The sequence below is a fragment of the Sphingobium naphthae genome, assembly GCF_043589935.1.
Classification (GTDB): Bacteria; Pseudomonadota; Alphaproteobacteria; order Sphingomonadales; family Sphingomonadaceae; genus Sphingobium; species Sphingobium naphthae_A.
On record NZ_CP171454.1, the window covers coordinates 3,025,402 to 3,047,706 of the forward strand.

General features: G+C 67.0%; 26 protein-coding genes. 11 read left to right on the forward strand and 15 right to left on the reverse strand.

The window, feature by feature from the left end:
• The first annotated feature begins 33 nt into the window (after positions 1–33).
• Together ACGGKE_RS15060 and ACGGKE_RS15065 are read left to right on the forward strand one after the other, a co-directional pair.
• Positions 34–402, forward strand: a complete 369-nt coding sequence (locus tag ACGGKE_RS15060; RefSeq protein ID WP_394439053.1) for a BlaI/MecI/CopY family transcriptional regulator — start codon at positions 34–36, stop codon at positions 400–402.
• Entirely contained in the window at positions 399–1,955 is a 1,557-nt protein-coding gene (locus ACGGKE_RS15065; protein WP_394439054.1) for a M56 family metallopeptidase, read from the forward strand. Before ACGGKE_RS15060 ends, ACGGKE_RS15065 begins: the two co-directional genes overlap by 4 nt.
• A gap of 18 nt (positions 1,956–1,973) precedes the next feature.
• On the opposite strand, the gene rsmA is transcribed toward ACGGKE_RS15065, so the two are convergent.
• The 4 genes from rsmA to ACGGKE_RS15085 form a co-directional block, all read right to left on the reverse strand.
• Positions 1,974–2,813: a 16S rRNA (adenine(1518)-N(6)/adenine(1519)-N(6))-dimethyltransferase RsmA gene (rsmA, locus tag ACGGKE_RS15070; protein ID WP_394439055.1), complete on the reverse strand. Its 840-nt coding sequence runs from the start codon at positions 2,811–2,813 to the stop codon at positions 1,974–1,976.
• A complete protein-coding gene (pdxA, locus tag ACGGKE_RS15075; RefSeq protein ID WP_394439056.1) occupies positions 2,806–3,831 on the reverse strand; it encodes a 4-hydroxythreonine-4-phosphate dehydrogenase PdxA in 1,026 nt (341 codons plus the stop codon). Before pdxA ends, rsmA begins: the two co-directional genes overlap by 8 nt.
• Positions 3,809–5,197: a peptidylprolyl isomerase gene (locus ACGGKE_RS15080; RefSeq protein ID WP_394439057.1), complete on the reverse strand. Its 1,389-nt coding sequence runs from the start codon at positions 5,195–5,197 to the stop codon at positions 3,809–3,811. The genes pdxA and ACGGKE_RS15080 overlap by 23 nt, the downstream gene beginning before the upstream one ends.
• Before the next feature lie 85 nt (positions 5,198–5,282).
• Positions 5,283–7,514, reverse strand: a complete 2,232-nt coding sequence (locus ACGGKE_RS15085) for an LPS-assembly protein LptD (RefSeq protein ID WP_394442062.1) — start codon at positions 7,512–7,514, stop codon at positions 5,283–5,285.
• A gap of 231 nt (positions 7,515–7,745) precedes the next feature.
• On the opposite strand from ACGGKE_RS15085, the gene ACGGKE_RS15090 reads away from it, so the two are divergent.
• The 3 genes from ACGGKE_RS15090 to ndk all read left to right on the forward strand — a co-directional run bounded on the left by ACGGKE_RS15090 (position 7,746) and on the right by ndk (position 10,350).
• Positions 7,746–9,191, forward strand: a complete 1,446-nt coding sequence (locus tag ACGGKE_RS15090) for a leucyl aminopeptidase (RefSeq protein WP_394439058.1) — start codon at positions 7,746–7,748, stop codon at positions 9,189–9,191.
• A 10-nt stretch (positions 9,192–9,201) separates the two neighbouring features.
• Positions 9,202–9,639, forward strand: coding sequence for a DNA polymerase III subunit chi (locus ACGGKE_RS15095; protein WP_394439059.1), 438 nt, complete (start codon positions 9,202–9,204; stop codon positions 9,637–9,639).
• 288 nt (positions 9,640–9,927) lie between these two features.
• The gene (gene ndk, locus ACGGKE_RS15100; protein ID WP_394439060.1) at positions 9,928–10,350 is read left to right on the forward strand and encodes a nucleoside-diphosphate kinase; all 423 of its coding nucleotides are present in this window, start codon (positions 9,928–9,930) and stop codon (positions 10,348–10,350) included.
• A 55-nt stretch (positions 10,351–10,405) separates the two neighbouring features.
• Here ndk and ACGGKE_RS15105 read toward each other — a convergent pair whose 3' ends face one another.
• Complete coding sequence (locus tag ACGGKE_RS15105; protein ID WP_394439061.1) at positions 10,406–11,095, reverse strand: hypothetical protein; 690 nt, start codon at positions 11,093–11,095, stop codon at positions 10,406–10,408.
• A gap of 2 nt (positions 11,096–11,097) precedes the next feature.
• Complete coding sequence (locus ACGGKE_RS15110; protein WP_394439062.1) at positions 11,098–11,772, reverse strand: glutathione S-transferase family protein; 675 nt, start codon at positions 11,770–11,772, stop codon at positions 11,098–11,100.
• Positions 11,773–11,920: 148 nt separating this feature from the next.
• Between ACGGKE_RS15110 and ACGGKE_RS15115 the strand changes: the two genes are divergently transcribed.
• Genes ACGGKE_RS15115 through ACGGKE_RS15125 form a run of 3 tightly spaced genes read left to right on the forward strand, consistent with a single transcriptional unit; the run spans position 11,921 to position 12,890 of the window.
• The gene (locus ACGGKE_RS15115; protein ID WP_394439063.1) at positions 11,921–12,511 is read left to right on the forward strand and encodes a hypothetical protein; all 591 of its coding nucleotides are present in this window, start codon (positions 11,921–11,923) and stop codon (positions 12,509–12,511) included.
• Entirely contained in the window at positions 12,508–12,717 is a 210-nt protein-coding gene (locus ACGGKE_RS15120) for a helix-turn-helix transcriptional regulator (protein WP_394439064.1), read from the forward strand. The genes ACGGKE_RS15115 and ACGGKE_RS15120 overlap by 4 nt, the downstream gene beginning before the upstream one ends.
• Positions 12,714–12,890, forward strand: coding sequence for a hypothetical protein (locus ACGGKE_RS15125; RefSeq protein WP_394439065.1), 177 nt, complete (start codon positions 12,714–12,716; stop codon positions 12,888–12,890). Before ACGGKE_RS15120 ends, ACGGKE_RS15125 begins: the two co-directional genes overlap by 4 nt.
• Before the next feature lie 5 nt (positions 12,891–12,895).
• On the opposite strand, the gene ACGGKE_RS15130 is transcribed toward ACGGKE_RS15125, so the two are convergent.
• Genes ACGGKE_RS15130 through ACGGKE_RS15170 form a run of 9 tightly spaced genes read right to left on the reverse strand, consistent with a single transcriptional unit; the run spans position 12,896 to position 18,997 of the window.
• Positions 12,896–13,261: a DsrE family protein gene (locus tag ACGGKE_RS15130; RefSeq protein WP_394439066.1), complete on the reverse strand. Its 366-nt coding sequence runs from the start codon at positions 13,259–13,261 to the stop codon at positions 12,896–12,898.
• Positions 13,249–14,016, reverse strand: coding sequence for a HesA/MoeB/ThiF family protein (locus ACGGKE_RS15135; protein ID WP_394439068.1), 768 nt, complete (start codon positions 14,014–14,016; stop codon positions 13,249–13,251). Before ACGGKE_RS15135 ends, ACGGKE_RS15130 begins: the two co-directional genes overlap by 13 nt.
• On the reverse strand, positions 14,013–14,417 hold the full coding sequence (locus ACGGKE_RS15140) for a hypothetical protein (RefSeq protein WP_394439069.1): 405 nt from the start codon (positions 14,415–14,417) through the stop codon (positions 14,013–14,015). Before ACGGKE_RS15140 ends, ACGGKE_RS15135 begins: the two co-directional genes overlap by 4 nt.
• Positions 14,418–14,421: 4 nt before the next feature.
• Positions 14,422–14,877, reverse strand: coding sequence for a dUTP diphosphatase (gene dut, locus ACGGKE_RS15145; protein ID WP_394439070.1), 456 nt, complete (start codon positions 14,875–14,877; stop codon positions 14,422–14,424).
• Entirely contained in the window at positions 14,852–16,123 is a 1,272-nt protein-coding gene (locus ACGGKE_RS15150) for a bifunctional phosphopantothenoylcysteine decarboxylase/phosphopantothenate synthase (RefSeq protein WP_394439071.1), read from the reverse strand. Before ACGGKE_RS15150 ends, dut begins: the two co-directional genes overlap by 26 nt.
• On the reverse strand, positions 16,120–16,461 hold the full coding sequence (locus tag ACGGKE_RS15155; protein ID WP_394439072.1) for a type II toxin-antitoxin system PemK/MazF family toxin: 342 nt from the start codon (positions 16,459–16,461) through the stop codon (positions 16,120–16,122). Before ACGGKE_RS15155 ends, ACGGKE_RS15150 begins: the two co-directional genes overlap by 4 nt.
• Entirely contained in the window at positions 16,458–16,682 is a 225-nt protein-coding gene (locus ACGGKE_RS15160; RefSeq protein ID WP_228166118.1) for an AbrB/MazE/SpoVT family DNA-binding domain-containing protein, read from the reverse strand. Before ACGGKE_RS15160 ends, ACGGKE_RS15155 begins: the two co-directional genes overlap by 4 nt.
• Positions 16,683–16,719: 37 nt before the next feature.
• The gene (ubiB, locus tag ACGGKE_RS15165) at positions 16,720–18,258 is read right to left on the reverse strand and encodes a 2-polyprenylphenol 6-hydroxylase (protein ID WP_394439074.1); all 1,539 of its coding nucleotides are present in this window, start codon (positions 18,256–18,258) and stop codon (positions 16,720–16,722) included.
• Between the two features lie 7 nt (positions 18,259–18,265).
• Entirely contained in the window at positions 18,266–18,997 is a 732-nt protein-coding gene (locus ACGGKE_RS15170; protein WP_394439075.1) for a class I SAM-dependent methyltransferase, read from the reverse strand.
• Between the two features lie 116 nt (positions 18,998–19,113).
• Here ACGGKE_RS15170 and treA point away from each other — a divergent pair, with 116 nt between their 5' ends.
• From treA to rpsT, 3 genes are all read left to right on the forward strand, one after another.
• A complete protein-coding gene (gene treA, locus ACGGKE_RS15175) occupies positions 19,114–20,691 on the forward strand; it encodes an alpha,alpha-trehalase TreA (RefSeq protein WP_394439076.1) in 1,578 nt (525 codons plus the stop codon).
• Positions 20,692–20,708: 17 nt separating this feature from the next.
• Positions 20,709–21,521 carry a bifunctional DNA-formamidopyrimidine glycosylase/DNA-(apurinic or apyrimidinic site) lyase gene (gene mutM, locus ACGGKE_RS15180; RefSeq protein WP_394439077.1) on the forward strand — a complete coding sequence of 271 codons (813 nt, stop codon included), beginning with the start codon at positions 20,709–20,711 and terminating at the stop codon, positions 21,519–21,521.
• Positions 21,522–21,637: 116 nt separating this feature from the next.
• Entirely contained in the window at positions 21,638–21,901 is a 264-nt protein-coding gene (gene rpsT / locus ACGGKE_RS15185) for a 30S ribosomal protein S20 (RefSeq protein WP_394439079.1), read from the forward strand.
• Positions 21,902–22,305: the final 404 nt, after the last annotated feature.

Genomic DNA, 22,305 nt, shown 5'->3' on the forward strand with positions numbered 1-22,305 from the left:
CTGTAGTTGTAACAGGTGAGTCGAGTGCGGGCAGTGAGCGAGAAGATCAGCGAAGCGGAACTGGTGGTGATGGAGGCGCTGTGGGAAGCGTCGCCGCAGACCGCCAATGACGTCGCCGATCGCGTCATGGCAACGCGCGACTGGAGCCTGCAGACCGTCAAGACATTGCTGTCGCGGCTGATGGCCAAGGATGTGATCGCCGCGGATCAGGATGGCCGGCGTTTCCTGTATCGACCCATGATTGCGCGGGACGACTATGTCGCCAGCGAAACCGGGCGCATGGTCAGCCGGCTGTTCGGCGGGCGCGTGTCGCCGCTGGTGGCGCAATTGGCTAGCCAGGATCAGCTGAGCGCGGACGATATTGCCGAACTCGAAGAAATCCTGAAAGGATTGAAATCATGAGCGTCTGGCTGGCCGAAACGCTGATCGCCACCACCTTGCTGATGGCTCTGGTCATGATGGTGCGGCAGCCTGTGGCCAGGTGGCTGGGGGCCGGCGCGGCCTATATGCTTTGGGCCCTGCCGCTGGCGCGGATGGTGCTGCCGGCGCTGCCCGACGACATGGCCGACCCGTCGCCGCTGCATGTCGTGATGGACCATTCCGGCCTTCCGGCGATGCTGACCGCCGCGCCCGCTCCCGCGATCGACGCCGCCCCCGGCCTGCCCTGGACGGAAATGGCGATCGCCATGTGGCTCATTGGCGTGGTGTGCTTCATGCTCATCCAGATCATCGGCTATCTGCGTTTTCGCGGTCTCATGTTGAAGGATGCCGTGCCGGTCGCCGTCGAAGGCCGCATCCGCATCGTCACCAGCCCACAGGCGTCCGGCCCGCTCGCCTTCGGCGTGTTCCGCCCGCACATCGTGCTGCCGCCCGACTTTGCGCACCGCTATGATCCGCTGGAGCAGGAGATGGCGATCGCGCATGAACGGGCGCATCATGAACGCGGCGATCTGGCCGCCAACATGGTCGCGCTGCTGCTGCTCGCGGTGCATTGGTGCAACCCCGTGGCCTGGCTCGCCTATCGCGCCTACCGCGCCGACCAGGAAACGGCGTGCGACGCGCGGGTGCTCGCGGTCTACGGCGGCGATCAGGCCCATGCCTATGGCCGCGCGATCCTGAAAGCGGCCGGCGGTCGCCACTATGCCGGCGCCTGTCATCTCACTCGTCTCGCCACGCTCAAAGGGAGGCTCAAAATGTTGTCCAGTCATGAAGCATCGCTCCGCCGGATCAGCTGGGGCATGGCGGCGGTCGCGCTGGTCACCGCCGCCGGTCTGGCGCTGACCGCGTCGGGCAGCCGCGCCGCCCAGCAGATGGCGGTCATCACGCAGAAGATGGAGAGCGCTGACCTGACGCGCCTCACGGATCTGGTCGCTCAGCCTGCGCAGGCGACCATAGCGGCGGCAACGGCCCGTCCAGCGCCCGCCATGCCCGCAGTTCCCGCCGCGCCGGCAGCCCCGGCTGCGCCCGCCGCGCCCTATGCGGCGCCCGCCCCGGCGCTCGCCCCTGTTCCGCCGATCCCCCCGGCCGCCGACATGACGCCGCCTGTTCCTCCCGTGCCGCCGGTGCCGCCCGTCACGGTGCGCAGCGAAAAAGGTCGGATCGTCGTCACGCACGCCGACGGCCGGGTGGAGACTCACCGCGTCCCGACCGAGGAGGAGATCGCCCGCATGGTGCCAGTGGTCGATGTGCGCGAAGGCTGCGAAGGCTCGGGCCTGACCAGCCATCGCGAAACCGTCGATGCCAATGGCCGTCGCCATATCCGCGTGCGCATCTGCGAACGGGCGATCGAGGCGCAGGCGCGGCAGGCCGAACGCATGGGCAGGACGGCGGCGCGCAGCGGCCTCATCGCCGCCCGCGCGCAGATCGCCGCGGCCCGGATGCCGGCGGAAGCGCGCGCCGACGCGCTGCGCGACATTGACGAGGAAATCGCCGAACTGGACGGCGAAGGCCACTGAAAGCTCAGCCCCGGCTCATCAGGCCTGACCCAGTCGCCGGGCGAGTGCGACGAACTCCTCCACGCTGACCGTTTCCGCGCGGCGCTGCGGGTCGATCCCTTCGGCCTCCAGCGCCGCAAGCGCGCCGGGCAGTCCTTTCAGGCTCTGACGCAGCATCTTGCGACGCTGGCCGAAGGCTGCCGCGGTCAGCCGTTCCAGATGTTTCAGCTGAACGTCGCCGGGCGCCGGCTTGGGCGTGATGTGGACCACAGCGGACATGACCTTGGGCGGCGGCGTGAAGGCGCTGCGATGCACCTTCATCGCGATGCGCGCGTCGCTCCGCCACTGCGACAGCACCGCCAGCCGGCCATAATGGTCTGTGCCCGGTTTCGCGACGATCCGTTCGGCCACCTCCATCTGGAACATCAACGTCAGGCTGGCCCACCAGGGCAGCGGCGACCATGCGGCCGACAGCCATCCGACCAGCAGCGGCGTCCCGACATTATAGGGCAGGTTGGCGATGATGTGCGCGCCGTCGCCCGCTTCGGCCCGCGCATCGACCTGCATCGCGTCGCCGGGAATGACGCGCAGCTGGCCGGGGAAGGCATCCGACAGTTCGGCCAGCGCGGGCAGGCAGCGATCGTCGCGCTCCACGGCCACCAGCCGCGCACCCGCGCGCAGGATGGCGCGGGTCAGGCCGCCTGGCCCTGGACCCACTTCGAATGCAGGGGCATCCTTCAACGCGCCGGGGATGGCGGCGATGCGATCCAGCAGCTGCTCGTCGAGCAGGAAATTCTGCCCCAGCGCCTTGCTCGCGGCCAGGCCATGTCGCGCGATGACGTCGCGCAGCGGCGGAAGCGCCGGACGATCGTCAGCCATGCGCGATGCGCGCGCGCGCGGCGTCCGCCGCCATCCGCAGCGCCGCCATCATCGCGCCGGGATTGGCGCTGTCAGTGCCCGCGATGCCAAAGGCGGTGCCATGATCGGGCGAGGTGCGCACGATCGGCAGGCCCAGCGTGATGTTGACGCCATCATCGAAATTCAGCGTCTTGATCGGGATCAGCGCCTGGTCGTGATACATGCACAGCGCCGCATCATAGGTTTCGCGCGCCCGCGCATGGAACATGCCGTCGGCTGCGAGCGGGCCGACAATGTCCAGTCCCTCGCTGCGCAGCTGCTCGATGGCCGGGCGGATCACGTCAATCTCCTCGCGCCCCAGCGCGCCATTTTCGCCCGCATGGGGATTGAGCCCGGCGACGGCGAGGCGCGGCCGACCGATGTTGAAATTGCGCTGCAATCCCTTGGCGGTGGTCATCGCCCGCGCACGGATCAGGTCGATGGTGAGCGCGGCGGATACGTCGGCCAGCGCGATATGAATGGTGATCGGCACGACCTTGAGCGCCGGGCCGGCCAGCATCATCACGGCATTATGCGGCGCGACGCCGCAGCGTTCGGCGATGAATTCGGTCTGTCCCGGATGCGTGAAGCCGACGCCATATAGCTGCTCCTTGCCGACCGGCGCCGTCACGATGCCGGCGGCCGATCCCGACCGGGCCAGGCCGACCGCGACTTCCAGCGCCTGGAAAGCCACGCGCGCGCCGTCGGTGCCAGGGGTGCCCGGCACGATCTCGCCGGCTTCGCCGACCTGCAGGCAGGGCAGGGCGGTCGAAAACACCGGCGCCGCCTCTTCGGGGCTGTCGATGCGCGCGACCGGCCCCAGCCAGACGGCGCGCAGCGATGCCGCGTCGCCGACGGCGAAAAAGGGCGGCAGGCCGCGCGCTTCGCGCATGACCCAGCTCTTGGCGACGATCTCCGGCCCGATCCCGGCCGGATCGCCGAGCGATACGGCGAAGGGCGCCAGGGGGGGCGCGGCGTCAGTTATAGTCGATGACGGCATCGCGGCGAAGGTCGCGCAGATAGATGCGCGCCCGCTTGTTGACACGTTCCTCTTCCAGCTGCGCCATGATCTGATCGGGGTTGGGCGCGTTGGCCGATGTCGGATCGTCGCGGCCGCAGACTACCAGCACGCGCACGCCATCGGTGATCGACCCGAAGGGCGGGGTGGTTTCGCCCACCTGCAGGTTCAGCAGGATTTCCTGCAGCTGCGGCGGCAGGTCGCGCACCTTCACATTGTCGTTGTCGACCACGTCCGCGCCGATGCGCGCGCCAATCTCGTTCGCCTGGCCACAGCCCTTGATTTCCTTGACGGCGGCAGCGAACTGCGCGGCCTTGGCGCCGGCCTGTTCCTTGGTCGTGCCCTGCGGGAAGAGGACGGACAGCTGCTTCAGACTCAGTAGCGCGTCGCGCGGATCGGCGGTCAGCACCTTGCGCTTGTCCATGACGTAGATGATGGACACGCCGCCGACCGTCTCGATCGGCCCGGCGATCTGGCCGACCTGCATTTCCGCGGCCGCCTGCGCCAGTTCGGCGGGCAGCTGCGCGGGGCGGATCCAGCCCAGGTCGCCGCCCACCGCCGCGGTGGACGCTTCGGAAAACTGCCGGGCATAGGCCTGGAAGCTGCCGCCCTGCTGGATCTGCTGGATGATGTTGCGCGCATTGGCGACGATCTGCGCCTGATTTTCGGGCGTCGCCGACAAATAGATCTCGCCGATCCGATATTCGTCGCTGCCCTTGGCGGCGTTCAGCCGGTCGATGACCGATTTTACTTCATCCTCCGACACGTTGACGAAGGGCTGGATGTTGCGGCGGAGCAGGCGGCTCCACGCCAGTTCGCCCTCGATCTGGCGCTTGATGCTGTCGGCCGAACTGCCCTGGGTGCGCAGATAGGCGTCGAACTCCGCGGGCGACTTGCGGAAATTGGCGGCGACCCGCTGATAGCTCTGGTCGATTTCCTCGGGCGCGATCTTGATGTCGTTGGCGGCGGCTTCCTGGATCTGCAGCGTCTCGTCGATCAGGTTGCGCAGCACCTGGACGCGCAGCCGTTCCTTCTCCTCGGCCGACACCTTGCCGCCATTGGCGGTGATGATCAGGGCGAGCCGCTGATCGACATCGGTGCCGGTGATGATGCGCCCGTTGACGATGGCGGTCGCCTTGCGGACATTGGGATCGCTCTTGCCGAAGACGGTGACGTCCTCGGGCAGGTTCAGCTGCTGGGTGGCGACGCTTCCGTCATCGTCGCCCACGCTCTGGGCGGCAACCGGCTGCAAGCCGGCGGCCAGGACGGCGGAGGACAGGACCAGGGTGCGCAGGCTGACACGCGCGCCGCGGATCAGGCGGCTGGACGAGGAAACGGCAGGCAGCATCGTCGGCAATAATCTCCAATACGGTTCCGCGCCTGATGCACGGACCCGCCTTAACCGGCCCTGACGAGAGGACGAAGCCCGTTCCTTATATGCCAATATTGCGGAAAGCTAGCCGAAGCTGGAAACCGTTGCCCTTTCGCGCGTCGCCATTGGTCTGGTAGTCGCGCCGCCAGGTGAAGCCCAGCGTCAGGCAGTCATCCTCATAGGCGATGCCCAGGCGGTGCCGGACGGGTTCATAGCCGTCCGACACGCTGATCGGGTCCTCCTTCGCATCGGTCAGGTCGATCACGGTCGATCCGAACACCGACCAGAAGCGGGCGAACTGGACTCGCCCGCCCAGTCGCAATTCCTCGCGATCCTGCAAGTCCTCAAGCCCGGTCAGAGCATTGCGGTTGAGCCGCAGATAGCCGACCATCGCATAGGTCTTCTTGCTGCCGACCGTCGCGTCGATCTCGTTGCGGCGCACGGCGAGATTGTCCTTGTCCAGCCGGTAGCGGTGGATCAGGCTGACGAAATTCTTGTAGCGAATGGTGGTGCGTCCAACGATGTCGGACGTGCGGTCGGACAGGCCCGTGCCGTCGGGCAGGATGCTTTCCTGCCGGTCCAGGCGATAGCTTTGGCCGATGATGGCGCTCAGCGAGAAATTGGACAGGTCCAGCCCATATTCCAGGCCATAGGTGATGCGGGAGCTGTCCTCGAACCGGTCATAGCCCGCGAAGCGGTTGAGCGCGAAGAGATTGCTGTCCTCCAGGTCGACCGCGCGCGCATCCTCATTGGGCAGCGACAGGTTGGCGAGGTGGGGGGACGCGACGATCTGCACGCGCGGGGCGATGCGCTGGACGCCGCCAAAGGCCTCCCCGACGAAGGGCCAGCGCATGTCCACTGCCGCCGCCGCGATGCCGCGCGCCTGCCAGCCCGGATCGCCCGCATAGCTGGCGACCGAAGTCAGCGCATTGTCGCTGCTGTGATAGACGTCGCCGCGCAGATAGCCGGTGAAGGTCACTTCCTGGCCCAGGCCGGTCAATGTGCGCAGGTTCCATTCCGCGCCGGCGAAGGCGCGCTGCGTGTCCTGGCCCGAAGTGCGGGTGATCGCCAGCGTGTTCGCCTGCAGCTGCAGCGTGCCGCCCAGCCACGGGTCCTTCATTCGCAGCCGATAGTCGATGACCGGCAGCGCAATCGGCGTCTGCCCCTGCGAATCGCCCTGGCGCAGCGTCTGGACCGCCCAGCCGCGGATCGAGAAATAGCTGTTCTCGCCGATGCGCTGCGCCCCGATGGTGGAGCGCAGCCGGTCCTCGCGGCTGATGTCGTAGCGGCGCAGGAAAGTGCGGTCGCTCGCGACCCGGATTGATCCGTCCAGGCTCCATTCGGGCGACAGCTGCATCGCGCCGGACGCGTCGAGATAGCCGCGGACATCCTTCTCGCTGTCCGCGCTGGCGGTGCCGACGCTGCTGTCGCTGGTGGCGACGCGGCTGCCATGCGTGACATAGCCGGTGATCTGATAGGCGCCGCGATCGTAGAGATGGCGGAAATTGGCCTCCAGCATCGGCAGCGTGTCGGTGTAGACATGCGGCGTGATCGTCAGGTCGCGATTGGGCGCCATCTTGACATAATAGGGCAGCGCGACTTCAAAGCCATTGTTGCGGTCGTATCGCAGATTGGGCACCAGCAGGCCGCTGCCGCCATTGTCGCCGACCGGGTGGCTGAAGCCCGGCAGCGGGATGAGCGGCAGGCCGAACAGCTCGATGGTGGCGTCGCGGTAGCTTACCCGCTCGCGCGTCGGGTCATAGGTGACGCGCACCGCCTTGATCTGCCAGGTCGGCTCCTTGGGGCAACCCTTGCTATCCTCGACTGCGCAGCCGGTATAGGCGGCCCGGTCCAGCGTGTAGACGCCATTGGCGCGCTCACCCTTGACCGCCGCCAGCCGCCCGCCCGACTGCAACACCAGCAGCATATTGTCGACCGCCCCGTCCTTCAGCGTGTCGGTGACGTCGAAACGGTCGCCATAGGCGACATTGCCGTCGGGATCAGTGACGGAGACATTGCCCTGCGCTTCCACGCGGCCACTGGTGCGGTTCCACACCACCTTGTCGGCGCGCAGCCGGTTATTATCCCGCAGCAACTGCACATTGCCGCTGGCGGTGACGATCTCCGTCTCGCTATCATATTCCAGCGCATCGGCGGCGAAGCCGATCTGGTCCTCATTGTCGGGCACGGGCGCGTCGGGCGCGCTGATCGGGCTTTGCGGTTCGTTCAGTTCCTGCGCCAGCGCCTGCGGGCAGGCGGCGAGCGCCACCCCGCTCAGCAACAGGGTGCGGATGGCAGAGCGGAAGGGCGGAAAAGGCAAGGCGGTCTGCAAGCAATGGGCCTCTATGGACGGCGCGTCTGGCCTTCCCGCCTATCGCACTGCCGCCCCGTCCGCAATCGCCTGCCATGCATCGGACCGCGCAAAATCGGTCGAACGCCTTTGCCAGACCGGCCAAGCCACACTATCTGCCGGTAAGACAGCGCGGCGTCCCCCGCCGCGGCCGATAAGAGGAAAAGCGCCCAGATGGATATCCAGTTCAGCCCCACCCGTCCCGATGCCGACACTCTGGTCCTCGCCGTGCCCAAGGGCGGCGTGGACGCCTTGCCCCTGGCGGCGGCGGCGACCCTGGCGGCTGGCGCGGCGGCGTCGCGCTTTACCGGAGAGGCTGGAACCAGCCTTGAAAGCTTTGTCGAGGAAGGCGGCCGGACGCTGCGCGTGCTGCTGCTCGGCACCGGCGCGGGCAGCGCGCAGGATATGGAAAAGGCGGGCGGCGCGCTGGTCGCGAAGCTGGCGACCAGCGGTGCGACTCATGCCGCGGTCGAATTCATCGGCGAAGCCAAGGGCGAACTTGCGGCGCAGGTCGCCTTCGGCGCGCAACTGCGCAGCTGGCGCATCGATACCTATCGCACGCGCCAGAGCGAAAAGGTCAAGCCCACGCTCAAGGCCGTCACCTTCGTCGTGACCGACGCCCAAGCCGCCTGGGATCGGCAGGCCGCCGTGGCGGCCGGCGTCGCCTTCACCCGCGAACTGGTCGCCGAACCCGCCAACATCCTCTACCCCGAAAGCTTCGTCGAACGCTGCCGCCATCTGGAACAGCTGGGCGTCAGGATCACCGTCCTCGACAAGGATGCGATGACCCAGCTCGGCATGGGCGCGCTGCTGGGCGTCGCGCAGGGATCGGTGCGCGAGCCGCGCGTGCTGGCGATGGAATGGGACGGCACCGGCGGCGCGCAGGACAAGCCGCTGGTCTTCATCGGTAAGGGCGTTACGTTCGATACGGGCGGCATTTCGCTCAAGCCTGGCGCGGGCATGGAGGACATGAAGTGGGACATGGGCGGCGCTGGCGCCGTCGCCGGTGCGATGAAGGCGCTTGCCGGTCGCAAGGCGAAGGCACGTATCGTCGGCATCTGCGGCCTGGTCGAAAACATGCCCGACGGCAATGCGCAGCGGCCCGGCGACATCGTCACCTCCATGTCAGGGCAGACGATCGAAGTGCTCAACACCGACGCCGAAGGCCGGCTGGTGCTGTGCGATGTCGTTACCTGGGCGCAGAAAACCTACAATCCCGACATGATCGTCGATCTCGCCACGCTGACGGGCGCGATGATCGTCGCGCTTGGCCATGAACATGGCGGCCTCTTCGCCAATGACGACGCGCTTGCCGAGGCGTTGACGAAGGCCGGCCAGTCGGTGGGCGAGAAGCTGTGGCGCTTCCCGCTGTCCGACGCCTATGACAAGCTGCTCGACAGCCCGATCGCGGACATGAAGAATATCGGTCCGCGCTATGCCGGGTCGATCACCGCCGCCCAGTTCATCAAGCGCTTTGTCGACGAAGGCGTCAAATGGGCGCATCTCGACATTGCCGGCATGGTCTGGTCGGACAAGCCCGGCGCGACTTGGGACAAGGGCGCGACCGGCTATGGCGTGCGGCTCCTCGACCGCTTCGTGGCCGACACGGTCGAGGGCTGACGCGCACTCGATGCAGGTCGACTTCTACCAGCTCAGCCGCGATCCCGTCGAAGGCGTGCTGCCCGCGATTGCCGGGCGCATCCTCGCGATGGGCGCGCGGCTGCTGGTGGTGGCGGGGGAGGGCGACCGGCTCGACCGGATTTCGCAGGGCCTTTGGGCGGGGCCGCCCGACAGCTTCCTTGCCCACGGACGCGTCGGCGAGGGCGGGGAGGCGCATCAGCCGATCCTCTTGAGCGAGACATGCGACGCCTGCAACGGCGCGCGCCACATCGCCTTGGCCGACGGCCTGTGGCGCGAGGAAGCCCTGACCTTTGATCGCGCCTTCTACTTCTTCGACGCCGACACGATCGACGCCGCCCGGGCAAGCTGGCGCGCGCTCAGCAAGGCGGACGGCGTCGAACCGCGCTTCTGGCGGCAGGAAGGAAGGAAGTGGGTGCAGGGGCCTTGAGGTCTATAACGACCGGAAGTGGCCACAAATTCCGCATCCTCCCCTTGCAGGGGAGGTGGCAGCACGCAGTGCTGACGGAGGGGTGTTCCCCTCTCGCTGGCGGAACACTCCTCCATCCCGCGCTCCGCGCGCAACCCCTTCTCTTAAGGGTAGGATAGCTGAAAACCACCCAAACCGCCCTCTCGTAAAACATCACTGCCCGACACCCCGAGCCGCCCCCTCTTGCGGCCCGCGCCGCCCGCGTCTAAAGGGCGCGCAACTTTCCAACAATCCGGAGTTACGAGGGCCATGGCCGTCACGCGCACCTTCTCGATCATCAAGCCCGACGCGACCCGTCGCAACCTGACCGGCGCGGTCACCAAGAAGCTGGAAGATGCTGGCCTGCGCGTCGTCGCCTCCAAGCGTATCCGCATGAGCCGCGAACAGGCCGAGGGCTTCTACGCCGTTCACAAGGAACGCCCCTTCTTCGCCGACCTCGTCGCCTTCATGATCTCCGGCCCGGTCGTCGTCCAGGTTCTGGAAGGCGAGGACGCCGTGAAGCGCAACCGCGACATCATGGGCGCCACCAACCCCGCCAATGCCGACGAAGGCACGATCCGCAAGGAATATGCCGAATCGATCGAAGCCAATTCGGTCCATGGCTCGGACAGCGAGGAAAATGCCGCGATCGAGATCGCCTATTTCTTCAAGCCCGAGGAAATCGTCGGCTGATCGCCGCCTGACTCGCTCAGGATGAACAGGGGCTGCCGCGAGACGGCCCCTTTTTCTATGTGCCGGGCTTTTTGGCCGGCCGCCCCGCCGGCATTTCCGCCCAGCGCCGGTCCAGCGCCTTTTGCGCGCCAGCGGCGGTGACGGTGTCGACCAGCGACAGGCCGCGCAGGCTCAGGCGATGGCCCGCCAGCCAGCGGCCGGTAATGCCATAGCCGATGTCGTAGAGCGCGGCGCTCTCATGCGGCTCGCCATCGACCACGAAGCGCGTGACGATCGCCACCGGCAGCTTTTCGTCTCCCACGCTGTCATCGGGCAGATTCGCCGCCTCCCGCGCCTGCTTGAGCCGATCGGCGAACCAGTCCGCCTCGATCCGCGGCTCGCCCGTGGTGTCGACCGGCGTCAGCCCCAGCGCCTTGGGAAACAGGATGGTCTGGCTCTGCACGACTTGCGCAGGGTCGGTCGGGCGCAGGCGGATGCGGTCGCCCTCCACCGAATCGGCATGCAGCACCAGCCGCGCCGCGCGCACGGACGCCGCCTGGCTTTCCGCCGCCTTCTCCGCGCGCGTTTCCTGCTTGTCCGACCAGTTGATATAGAGCGTCAGCGCCGAAATCGTCACCGCCAGCACCGCGATGCCTTCACCCAGGGTGATCCAGCGGCGGCGGATCGCGGCGGCTTCCTTGGCCCGCGCTTCCTTCGCGCGCGCTTCCTTGGTCGATTCTCCGGTCGGTTCCGGTTCGTCCATCATCGTCACACCGTCTGCGGCGGGCTTTCGAAGCGGTCGATCACCCAATCCTCCGCCTGCGCGCCGCCGATCCATTCCTGCATCCAGGGGTGGGCGATGATCGCGCGCATATAGCCCTCGGCGAAGCGCGCGACCGGCAGCTGATAGGTGATGAAGCGCGTGACCACCGGCGCGAACATGATGTCGGCCGCGCCGAATTCGCCGAACAGGAAATCGCCTTCGCCGCCATAGCGGGCGCGCGCCTGCGCCCACAGCTCCATGATCCGCGCGATGTCCTGCGCCACGCCCTCGGATGGCGGGACGGGGTCGTAGATCTGGCGGATGTTCATGCTGTGCTCGCGGCGTAGCGGCGCGAAGCTGCTGTGCATCTCCGCCGCCATGGATCGGGCCATGGCGCGCGGCGCCGGGTCGGCCGGCCAGAACCGGTCGCCGCCGCTCTTTTCGTTGAGATATTCGACGATGGCCAGGCTGTCCCACACGACGATGTCGTCGCCGTCCCACAGGATCGGCACCTTGCCCGAGGATGGCGCGAATTCGTCCCCCTCGCGCCTTTTCTCCCACGCCTCGTCGTAGAGCGGCACGACCACTTCCTCGAAGGGCAGGCCGGACAGCTTGCAGGCCAGCCAGCCGCGCAGCGACCAGCTGGAATAGGCCTTGTTGCCGATAAAGAGCTTCATCATGCCCCTTCTTAGCCTTGCGCCCGCGCCCAAGTCGAGGAGGAAGCGAAGCGATTTATGGCCAGAAGACGCATCGCCTTTGTCAAGCATACTTGACAAGTCGCGATGAGATGTGTCAATGACGCTTTACATCACCTGTAGGAGATTGGCCATGCCTTCATTGCCGCAAGCGCGCGGACGGCGCTCCATCCTCGTCTGGTGCCTCGCTTTCTGCGCGGCGATGATCATTGCCGGTTTGGTTGTCTTGAGGTTCGATCCAGGATGGGCTGGCACGCTGGCCATCATGCTGGTCGCCACCGGCATGACCATCCCGATCATCTTGGCGGTCGAGCGATCCGCTCGCTTCGAAGGCTGCCTGTCGCCGGCCATGGCCCGCTATAACCGGCGCATGATCGCGGGCAGCTTTCTCTACACGCTCGGCCTGTTCGTCGCGGTCTACGCCTACAAGAACTGGCATCCGCAGGGCGTGCTGCTCTGGGGCCTGGCCTTGTTGCCCGCGCTGGGCGCGCTGGCGATGGTTGCCGCCATGGCGCGATTGCTGGTCGAGGAGCAGGACGAATATCTGCGGCTGAAGCTGGCGCAATCCGCGCTGTTCGGCACCGGCGCGCTGCTGGTGCTGGCGACGGTCTGGGGTTTTCTGGAGCAGTTCCGGCTGGTGCCCCATGTGCCCGCCTGGGCGGCCATCCCGGTCTTTGCCATCGCCATCGGCCTGTCGCGCTGCTTCAACTGGGCGCGCGCGTGAAGAACCGGCTGAGGTTGCTGCGGGCCGAGCGCGACTGGAGCCAGGGCGAGCTGGCGGCCCGCCTTGGCATCTCGCGCCAAAGCGTCAACGCGATCGAGACCGGCAAATATGATCCGTCCCTGCCGCTCGCCTTTCGCATCGCGGACTTGTTCACGCTCAGAATAGAGGATATTTTCCTGCGCGACGAAGAAGGAGCGGGGGAATGAAGCTGGTGCGCGCCGGTGCGGCGACCATATTGTGCCTGGCTGCCCTATGGGGTGCGGCGCATATCGGCCTGCTCCCTTCCGCGTTGGGATTGCGCCCCGAACGGCTCTCCGCCGGTCCCGTCGCGCATATGCCGCCGGCCCGCATCCACTGGCGGCTGCCGATCCTGCGCTGACCGAGTCAGGCGAACAGCAGCCGGTCCTCATCCCCCATCGCCTGGATCAGCCCCACCGGGCCGCCCGCTACCACACCCTGCGGCAGGTCGGCCGCCGTCAGCCCGGCCAGGGCCATGCCGCTCTGGCACGCGATCAGGCGCACGCCCAGCGAGAGCGCGTCGGTCAGCAGCGCCGCCAGCCCAGGCAAGCCCGCTGCCGCGTGCGCGGCGTCGCGCGGCCCAGCGATGGGCGTCCGCAGCAGCGCCACGGCATCGAGTTGCAGGAAAAGCGTCGCCGCTCCGCCCAGCGCCGCCTGCGCCGCCGCCACCACCAGCGCGCCGCGCAAGCGTTCGGCATCGGGCGTCGCGACGATGATCGTCAGGGCGCGCATAATTCCATCGCACAGCCGGGGCAGGCCGGGTCCTTGGCGACATCCAGCGTCCGGAACCGCATTGACAGCAGGTCCGCGATCAGCAGCTTGCCCGCCATGTCCGTTCCGAACGGAACCAGGACGCGGATCAGTTCCAGCGCCGCCAGGCTGCCGATCGTGCCGGTCAGCGCGCCGATCACGCCGGTTTCGGCGCAATTGCGTTCCGGCGCATCTTCGGGATCGCCGACCAGGCAGCGATAGCAGGGCTTGTCCGCTTCCCAGCCGCGATAGGTGGCGACCTGCCCTTCGAACGGGCCGACCGCCGCCGACACCAGCGGAACGCCCAGCCGCTGCGCGGCGTCGGCGACGATCAGGCGCGTCGCGAAATTGTCGCACCCGTCCAGCACGGCGTCAGCTTCGCGCAGCATCAGCTCGGCATTGCCGGCGTCGATGCGCGCGTTGATCGGGATCAGCTTCACATCGGGATTGATGCGCGCCACCGCCGCCATCGCCGCTTCCGCCTTGGGCGCGCCGACATCGTCGGTCCCGAACAGGATCTGCCGCTGCAGGTTGGAAAGCGCCACGGCATCGTCGTCGATCACGCGGATCGTGCCGACCCCGGCCGCGGCCAGATAAAGGATGGCGGGGCTGCCGATGCCGCCGGCGCCGATCACCGCCACGTCGGCGCCCAGCAGCCGCGTCTGGCCCGCCCCGCCAATCTCCCGCAGCACGATATGCCGCGCATAACGCTCCAGTTGCGCGTCGGTCAGCGTCATGGCGCGTCCGACCAGAGGAAGCGGACCTGCGACCGCATCCACTGCGGTTCGGCTGCACCGCTCTTGGGATAGGAGCCCTGCAGCGATCCCAGCACCCGCCTGCTGACGAACCGCTCCACTTCCGGGCAGCGCGCATTCACCGGCGCGATCTTCAGCGGCTTGCCATCACCCGACAGCAGGAACAGCATGTCGATCTCCAGCAGGTTCGACCCCTCATAGGGCACCGCGCCGCTGCATTCGCCCTTGCGATACAGGCGCGCCACATCCTCCGACCAGCGGGGCGATATCTTGCGCCCCAGCCATCCGTCGATCACCGGCACGCTGCTCAGGTCCTGCGGCATCGGGGGCAGCGCCGCCGGCGTGGGCGTCGCGGCCAGCATCAGGGCAAAGAATATCGTCATGGCCTCACACTCCCGTCGATCCAAAGCCGCCCTGTCCCCGGGCGGTATCATCCAGACTATCGACTTCCGCAAAGCTGGCAAGCTGGACCGGCGCGACCACCAGCTGGGCGATGCGGTCGCCCCGCGCGATGGCGAAGGGCTGGTCGCCCAGGTTGATGAGGATGATCTTCAATTCGCCGCGATAATCCGCGTCGATGGTGCCCGGCGTATTGGGCAGGCTGATGCCGTGCTTGAGCGCCAGGCCCGATCGCGGCCGCACCTGCACCTCATAGCCGTCGGGGATCGCCATGGCGAAACCGGTGGCGACGGCGTGACGGCCGCCCGGCTGCAGCACCAGCGCCTCGGCCGACACCACGTCCATGCCCGCGGCATGGGCAGTGGCATAGGCGGGCACGGGCAATCCCTCTCCATGCGGCAGGCGCTTGAGCTGGATTTCAATCGGGGGAAGCGGAGAGGGCATGAGCGACCTTTTCGATGAGCTTGTCGGCCACGGCCTGCTTGGGCAGGCTCGGCCAGGGTTCGATGCCCTGTGCGCTCACGATCTGCACGGCGTTGACGTCGCCGCCCATGACGCTGGAACCGGGCGGGCCCGACACGTCGTTGGCGACGATCCAGTCCGCGCCCTTCTTCGCCAGCTTGGCCTGGGCATGTTCGGCGATCGTCTGCGTCTCGGCGGCAAAGCCGACCAGCAGGGCGGGGCGGCGGGCGTGGCGCGCCAGCGTCGCCAATATGTCGGGATTTTCGACCAGCATGAGCGGCGCTGGCGCGCCCGAGCCATCCTTTTTGATCTTCTGCTCGGCCGCGTCCGCCGTGCGCCAGTCGGCGACCGCCGCCACCATGATCGCTGCGTCGGCGGGGAGCGCCGCCTCCACCGCCGCCAGCATCTCCCGCGCGGTCTCCACATCGACTCGCGTCACGCCCGCGGGTGTCGGCAGATGCACCGGCCCCGCCACCAGCGTCACCCGCGCTCCCGCCTGCGCGGCGGCGGCGGCGATGGCGAAACCCTGCTTGCCGGAGGATCGATTGGCGATGTAGCGGACCGGGTCGATCGGCTCATGCGTCGGCCCGGCGGTGACGAGAACATGGCGCCCGCTCAAACTATCCTTTCGCGCCGCCCCTGCCGAAGGGCGTTCCTGAAGCGACAGCGCCGCAAACGGCTCCACCGGCACGGACGAGAGCATGCGCTCGATCTCCGCCACAATCGCCTCCGGCTCGGGCAGCCGCCCCTTGCCAAATTCGCCGCAGGCCATCTCGCCGTCGTCGGGCTCCATCACCTGCACGCCATCGGCGCGGAGCATGGCCAGGTTTCGCTGGGTCGCCTTGTGGTGCCACATGCGCACATTCATCGCCGGCACCGCCAGCACGGGCTTGTCGGTGGCAAGCAGCAGCGTCGTCGCCAGATCGTCCGCGATGCCGTTCGCCATCTTCGCCAGGATATTGGCCGTGGCCGGCGCAACCACCACCAGATCCGCCTGCCGCGACAACTGGATATGCCCGATCTCGCGCTCGGCCTTCAGGTCGAACAGGTCATCGAACACCTGGTCCTCGGTCAATACGCCAAGGCTGAGCGGCGTGACGAACTGCTTGGCGCTCTCCGTCAGCACCGCACGCACCGCAATCCCCCGCCTGCGCAACCCGCGCACCAGCTCCAACGACTTGTAAGCGGCGATGCCGCCGGAAATGATGAGCAGGGCGCGCTGGGTCATAGGGCTAGCAACCGCTTGAGACCGGCAGACAAGACATGCCGATCGTCTCCATGGAGATGGCCGATCGGGGCGAGGTCCGCGATCTCTACTGTATAGAGCTTCATCCGGATCTTGCACGGTTTGTGCAACCCCGCATCCTCCAGCCGCGTGACCGGCAAGTCCCCTTGCCAGGGCGGAGCATCCTCGCGCGTGATCATCGCCACGATGGCGACGCCCGTCGCCTTGTTGGCTTCTGCGGACGACAGGACAACTACCGGGCGCTTTCGACCGCCCTGCCGCTCGACAAAGGGGACATGGACCACCGCCACATCATGGGGACGCAAGGGTGGCCCGTTCACAGGTCCGCCCAATAGGCATCTTCGCGCGGGTCATTCCACTCGGGCATCTGGGTCTGGAGGAATTGCGTCCATTCAAGGTCCGCTTCCTCGATCCGGGTCAGGATGGCGCGACCATCCTCCACTGCAAAGGCCACCTGGTCCCCAGCTTTGAGGCCAAGCGCTTGCCGAACGTCACGCGGGATCGTGACCTGATGCTTGACCGTGAGTTTCCCGCTTTTCATGCAGGATAAAGTAATACCGTATTACGGCGCTCGCAAGTCACAGCAACTGCGCGCCCCACATCGCCCCAGCCCCTGCCGCCGCCGCGATCACCGCGACCAGCGCATAGCGCCAGCCGCCGCCGACGCGGATCAGCTTCACTTCGGTCAGCGGGGGCGGAGGCGGGGCGCCGCCCTGTTCGGGGAAGGCGTCCTCGATCCGCTTGATGAGGCCCGGCAGGCGCTGCAGCGTCCGCCAATTTTCGATCAGCGCGTCGGCCGCCCTGGCCTCGGGCCCCAGTTCGTCGCGCAGCCAGCCCTTCACATAGGGGCCGCTGGTTTCCCACATGTTGATGTCGGGATCAAGCCGGTGGGCCACGCCCTCCACCATCACCATCGTCTTCTGCAGCAGCAGCAGGTGCGGCTGGGTCTGCATGTCGAAATCGCGGGTGATGGCGAACAGGCCGTCCAGCATGCCGCCGACCGATAATTCGCTCGCCGCCTTGCCGCGCATCGGTTCGCCCACTGCGCGCAGCGCGGTCGCGAACTCTGCGACATTATGATGGGGCGGCACATATTGCGCCTCGAAATGGATTTCCGCGACGCGCTTATAGTTGCCGGTGATGAGGCCGTAGAGGATTTCCGCCAGCCACATGCGCGCGCGCCGGTCGATCCGGCCCATGATGCCGAAGTCGATGGCGACGATCTCGCCGCTCGCCGTCACGAACAAATTGCCCTGATGCATGTCGGCGTGGAAGAAGCCCTCGGCGATCGCCTGCCGCAGGAAAGCGTTGACCAGGCGGGCGGCCAGGTCCTTGAGGTCGTGGCCGGCGGCTACCAGCGCGGCGCGATCGGCGATCTTGATGCCGTCGATCCATTCCATCGTCATGACCTTGCCGGTCGTGCGGTCCCAGTCGATGGCGGGAATGCGATAGCCCGGCATCGCTTCCATCGCTTCGGCCAGTTCCGACGCGGACGCCGCCTCGCGCCGCAGGTCCAGTTCCCGCGCGGTCCAGCGCTTCATGTTGGCGATCACCAGGCGCGGGCGCAGCCGGGCGATCTCGCCGCCCAGCTGCTCGACATGGGCGGCCGCCCATTCATAGGTCTGGATGTCGCGGTTGAACTGGTCGATCACGCCGGGGCGGATCACCTTGACCGCCACGTCGCGCCCGTCGGTCGTCAGCGCGCGATGCACCTGCGCGATGGACGCCGCGCCCACCGGCACTTCGTCAAAGCGGGCGTAGAGCGCTTCCAGCGGCTTGCCGAAACTTTGCTCAATCTGCGCGCGGATCGTCTCGAACGGCACGGGCGGCAGCGCGTCCTGCAATCGCAGCAGGTCGTTCGCCGCTTCCTCGCCGACCAGGTCGGGCCGCGTCGCCAGCGTCTGGCCCAGCTTGATCGCCGCCGGGCCGATCGCCTGGAAAGCGTCGGCATAGCGTGGCTGCCTGGGCACGCGCGCGCCCAGCCGAGCGATGCGCACCAGCCGGCGAACCGGCGCGGGCGTCAGCGGATCGCGCTCGATCCCGCGCAACGCGCCATGCCGCGCCAATATGCGCCCCCATTTCAGGAGCCGCCAGATATGCGTGATGTGGGCGGTCATGCCTGTATCAGATCTTCCACCCGCTGTGGATGGCCACCAGCCCCCCCAAGATCGGCTCGACCTTGGTATTCATGAACCCTGCGTCGCGAATCATCCCCTCGAACTGGGGCATGGGCGGGAAGCGACGGATCGATTCGATCAGATAGCGATAGCTGTCGGCGTCATTGGCGAACAGCTTGCCCAGGTGCGGCACCAGCTTGTGCGAATAGACGTCATAGACATCCGAAAAGCCGGGCCAGGTGGTGGTGGAAAATTCCAGGCAGAAAAAGCGGCCGCCAAATTTCAGCACCCGGTGCGCCTCCTGCAGCGCCTTGTCGATATGGGTGACGTTGCGGATGCCGAACGCGATCGTATAGGCGTCGAATTCCCGGTCGCCAAAGGTCAGTTGCTCGGCATTCTGCTCCGACCAGATCAGGCCTTCATACCCCTTCTTCTGCGCGCGCTCGACACCTACGGCCAGCATCTCGGGATTGATGTCCGACACCGTCACCTGCGCGCCATGGCGGTGCATGCGGAACGCGATGTCGCCGGTGCCCCCCGCCATGTCCAGTATCTGTTCGCCCGCGCGCGGCTTCACGCGACGGACGAACTGGTCCTTCCACAGCCGATGCGCGCCGCCCGACATCGCGTCGTTCATCAGGTCATATTTGGCCGCGACATTGGAAAAGACCGCGCGGACCATGCCTGCTTTCTCGGCGGCGTCGACGTCGCGATAGCCGAAGGATGCTGTTTCGCTCATGGGCTTGCTCTAGCCGCAGTTGCCGCGCCATGCCAGCGCGAAGGCAGCGGCGGGAGGAACGTTTCGCCTGCGTTATTCGTTTCTCCTCCCGATTCAACAAGGGGGGGAATTTCACCATGCGCCGACCTGTCCAATTCGCTGTCGCCCTGGCTGCGCTGCTCTGTATGGCGCAGGCCGCGCCGCGCACTGCCGCGCCGCCGCTCGGCCCCCAGCAAATCTACGGCCCCTTGTTCGAAGCGGTGCAGGGCCAGCGCATCTTTCCCGATGGCAAGACCTTCGTCGACGCGGTGCCCAGGGATGATCCCGCCGTCATCGTCGAGGCCTATCGGCGATCGCGCCCGCAGGGCGATGCGCTGCGCGATTTCGTCCTGCGGCATTTCAGCGTGCCCGGGTTCCAGGCGCCCCAGGCCCAGGGGGTGCGTGATCATATCCGCGCGCTCTGGCCGCACCTCACGCGTCCGGCGCTGGATTCGCCGGCGGGGTCGTCGGCGCTGGCGCTGCCCGCGCCTTATGTCGTGCCGGGCGGCCGCTTCCGCGAAATCTATTATTGGGACAGCTATTTCACCATGCTGGGCCTCAAGGCGGACGGGCAGCAGCATCTGATCGATTCGATGCTGGTCGATTTCGAAAGCCTTGTCGCGCGCTACGGCTTCATCCCCAACGGCACGCGCACTTATTATCTCGGGCGATCGCAGCCGCCATTTCTGGTGCTGATGGTCGATCTTGCCAGCCAACCGGACGATCCCCGCCACCTCGCCGCCTTGCGCGCCGAACATGCGTTCTGGATGCGCGGTGGCGAACAGGCCGCAGCCACCGGCGCGGCGCTGCGTGTCGTGCGCATGCCCGACGGCGCCTTGCTCAACCGCTATTGGGATGACAGGCCGGGCCCGCGCGACGAAAGCTGGGCGGAAGATGTGGCGACCGCGCGGGACAGCAACCGGGACAAGGCGGATGTCTATCGCCATTTGCGCGCCGGGGCCGAGAGCGGCTGGGACTTTTCGTCCCGCTGGCTGGAGGATCCCCGGCGGCTGTCGACCATTCGCACCACCGACATCGTGCCGGTGGATCTCAACAGCCTGTTGTGGCGGCTCGAACGCGGCATCGCCGGACGGTGCGCGACGGCGGGCGACCAGGCCTGCGCCCGACGGTTCGATTCGCTGGCGCAGGCGCGCAAGGTGGCGATTGATCGCTGGCTGTGGCAGCCCACCGCCGGCCGCTATGCCGACTGGGACAGGCGGACGCAAAAGGCCACCGGCATCCTGTCCGCCGCCACGCTCTTTCCCCTGTTCGTCGGCCTCGCCGACCAGCGCCAGGCCGATGCCGTCGCCCAGCTGACTAAGGCCCAGTTGTTGGGGCAGGGCGGTCTGCGCACCAGCTTGATCGCCAGCGGCCAGCAATGGGACAGCCCCAATGGCTGGGCGCCGCTGCAATGGGTGGCGATCGACGGGCTCGGCCGGACGGGTCATGCGCCGCTGGCCCGGGAGATTGCGCGCCGCTGGATCGGCACCGTGGCCGCCGCCTTTCGCGAGACCGGCAAGATGCTGGAAAAATATGATGTCGAGCAGCGCAAGCCCGGCGGGGGCGGCGAATATCCGCTCCAGGATGGGTTCGGCTGGACCAATGGCGTGACCGCCGCGCTGCTTGACCGCTGGCCTGATCTCGATCCCGACGCCCCTGTTGCGCCCGCCCGCTAGGCCCTACATGACACGCCATGCCCGAACTGCCCGAAGTCGAAACCACCGTCGCCGGCCTGCGCGCCGTCCTGCAGGGCAGCGTGCTGACGCGAGTCGAGCCGCGCCGCGCCGACCTGCGCTTTCCCATTCCCGTCGACCTGCGCCAGCGGATGACGGGCGCGAGGGTCACGAGCCTGTCGCGGCGCGCCAAATATGGGCTGGTCGAAACCGACCGCGGCGACATGATGATCTTCCACCTCGGCATGTCCGGTCGCTGGCGGATCGACCCAGCGGAAATCGGCGTGCACGACCATCTGCTGGTCGAAACCGATCGGGGACGGCTGCTCTCGCTCCATGATCCCCGGCGCTTCGGCTCGCTGGATCTGGTGCGGGCCGACGCCTGGACCGGCTATGCGCCCTTCATGCGGATGGGCCCCGAACCGCTTGGCCCCGACTTTACCGCCGCGACCCTGAAGGCCGCGCTTGCAGGCAAGGCGACGTCGATCAAGGCTGCCCTGCTGGATCAGCGCATCGTTGCAGGTCTGGGCAATATCTATGTCTGCGAAGCGCTCAACATGGCCGGCATCGCGCCCACCCGCGCCGCCGGCAGGATCGGCCGCGCCCGGCTCGCGCTGCTGGTCGACGCGATTCGCGATGTGCTGGCCGCGGCGATCGTCGCGGGCGGATCGACGCTGCGCGATTATGCCCGTCCCGATGGCGAACTGGGCTATTTCTCCAAACAATGGCGCGTCTATGGGCGGGAAGGACAGGTCTGCCCCTGCGGCGGCACGGTGCGGCGGCGCGTCGACGGCGGCCGGTCGACCTTCTACTGCCCGACATGCCAGAAATAGCGCGGCCCGAATCCGTTGACGCCGACCCCGATACTCTGTAAGGGGCGCACCTTCACGAGGCATGTCGGCAGTTCGGCGGGCCTCTTCCCGAGATTTGACGAGAACCGAGGAATAGAATGGCCAATACGCCGCAAGCCAAGAAGCGCATCCGTCGCAACGAGCGTCGCGCCGCGATCAATGGCGCCCGCATCAGCCGGATCCGCACCCTGGTGAAGAAGGTGGAAGCCGCCATCGTCGCCGGCGACAAGGAAGCCGCGACCACCGCGCTGCAGACCGTTCAGCCCGAACTGGCGCGCGGCGTCGCGCGCGGCGTGCTGCACAAGAATACGGCCGCCCGCAAGTTCGGCCGCCTGACCAAGGCCGTCAGCGCGATCGCCTGACACCCGCTCAAGGGATGCTGAAGTAGAAGCCCGCTCCGGATCGCCGGAGCGGGCTTTTCATCGTTGATTAACGCCCCTGTCATCTTTGGCACCCGCGCAATTCCCGCGATTCGACGCGCTGCACGCAAAATTCTGTCATCTAAATGACTGTAATATTGCAATAAAATAATCCGTCGGCGTTTTCCGCGGCTTTACTGAGTCAACGCCTTTATTTCATTTTTTTGAAGTGGCGCGGCCTTGATCCGGCGAAGCGGGCCTGTCTATTTTGATCCTCCGGCCGCCACTCGAATCGCTTGGCGGCGGCCGTCATTAGGTCAGATGATGCAAGATGCCCGGAAAGGCAGGGGCTTTTCCGGATAGCCATTCTTGCGCCGTTCGGACCGATATGGGGGGTCGGTTATATT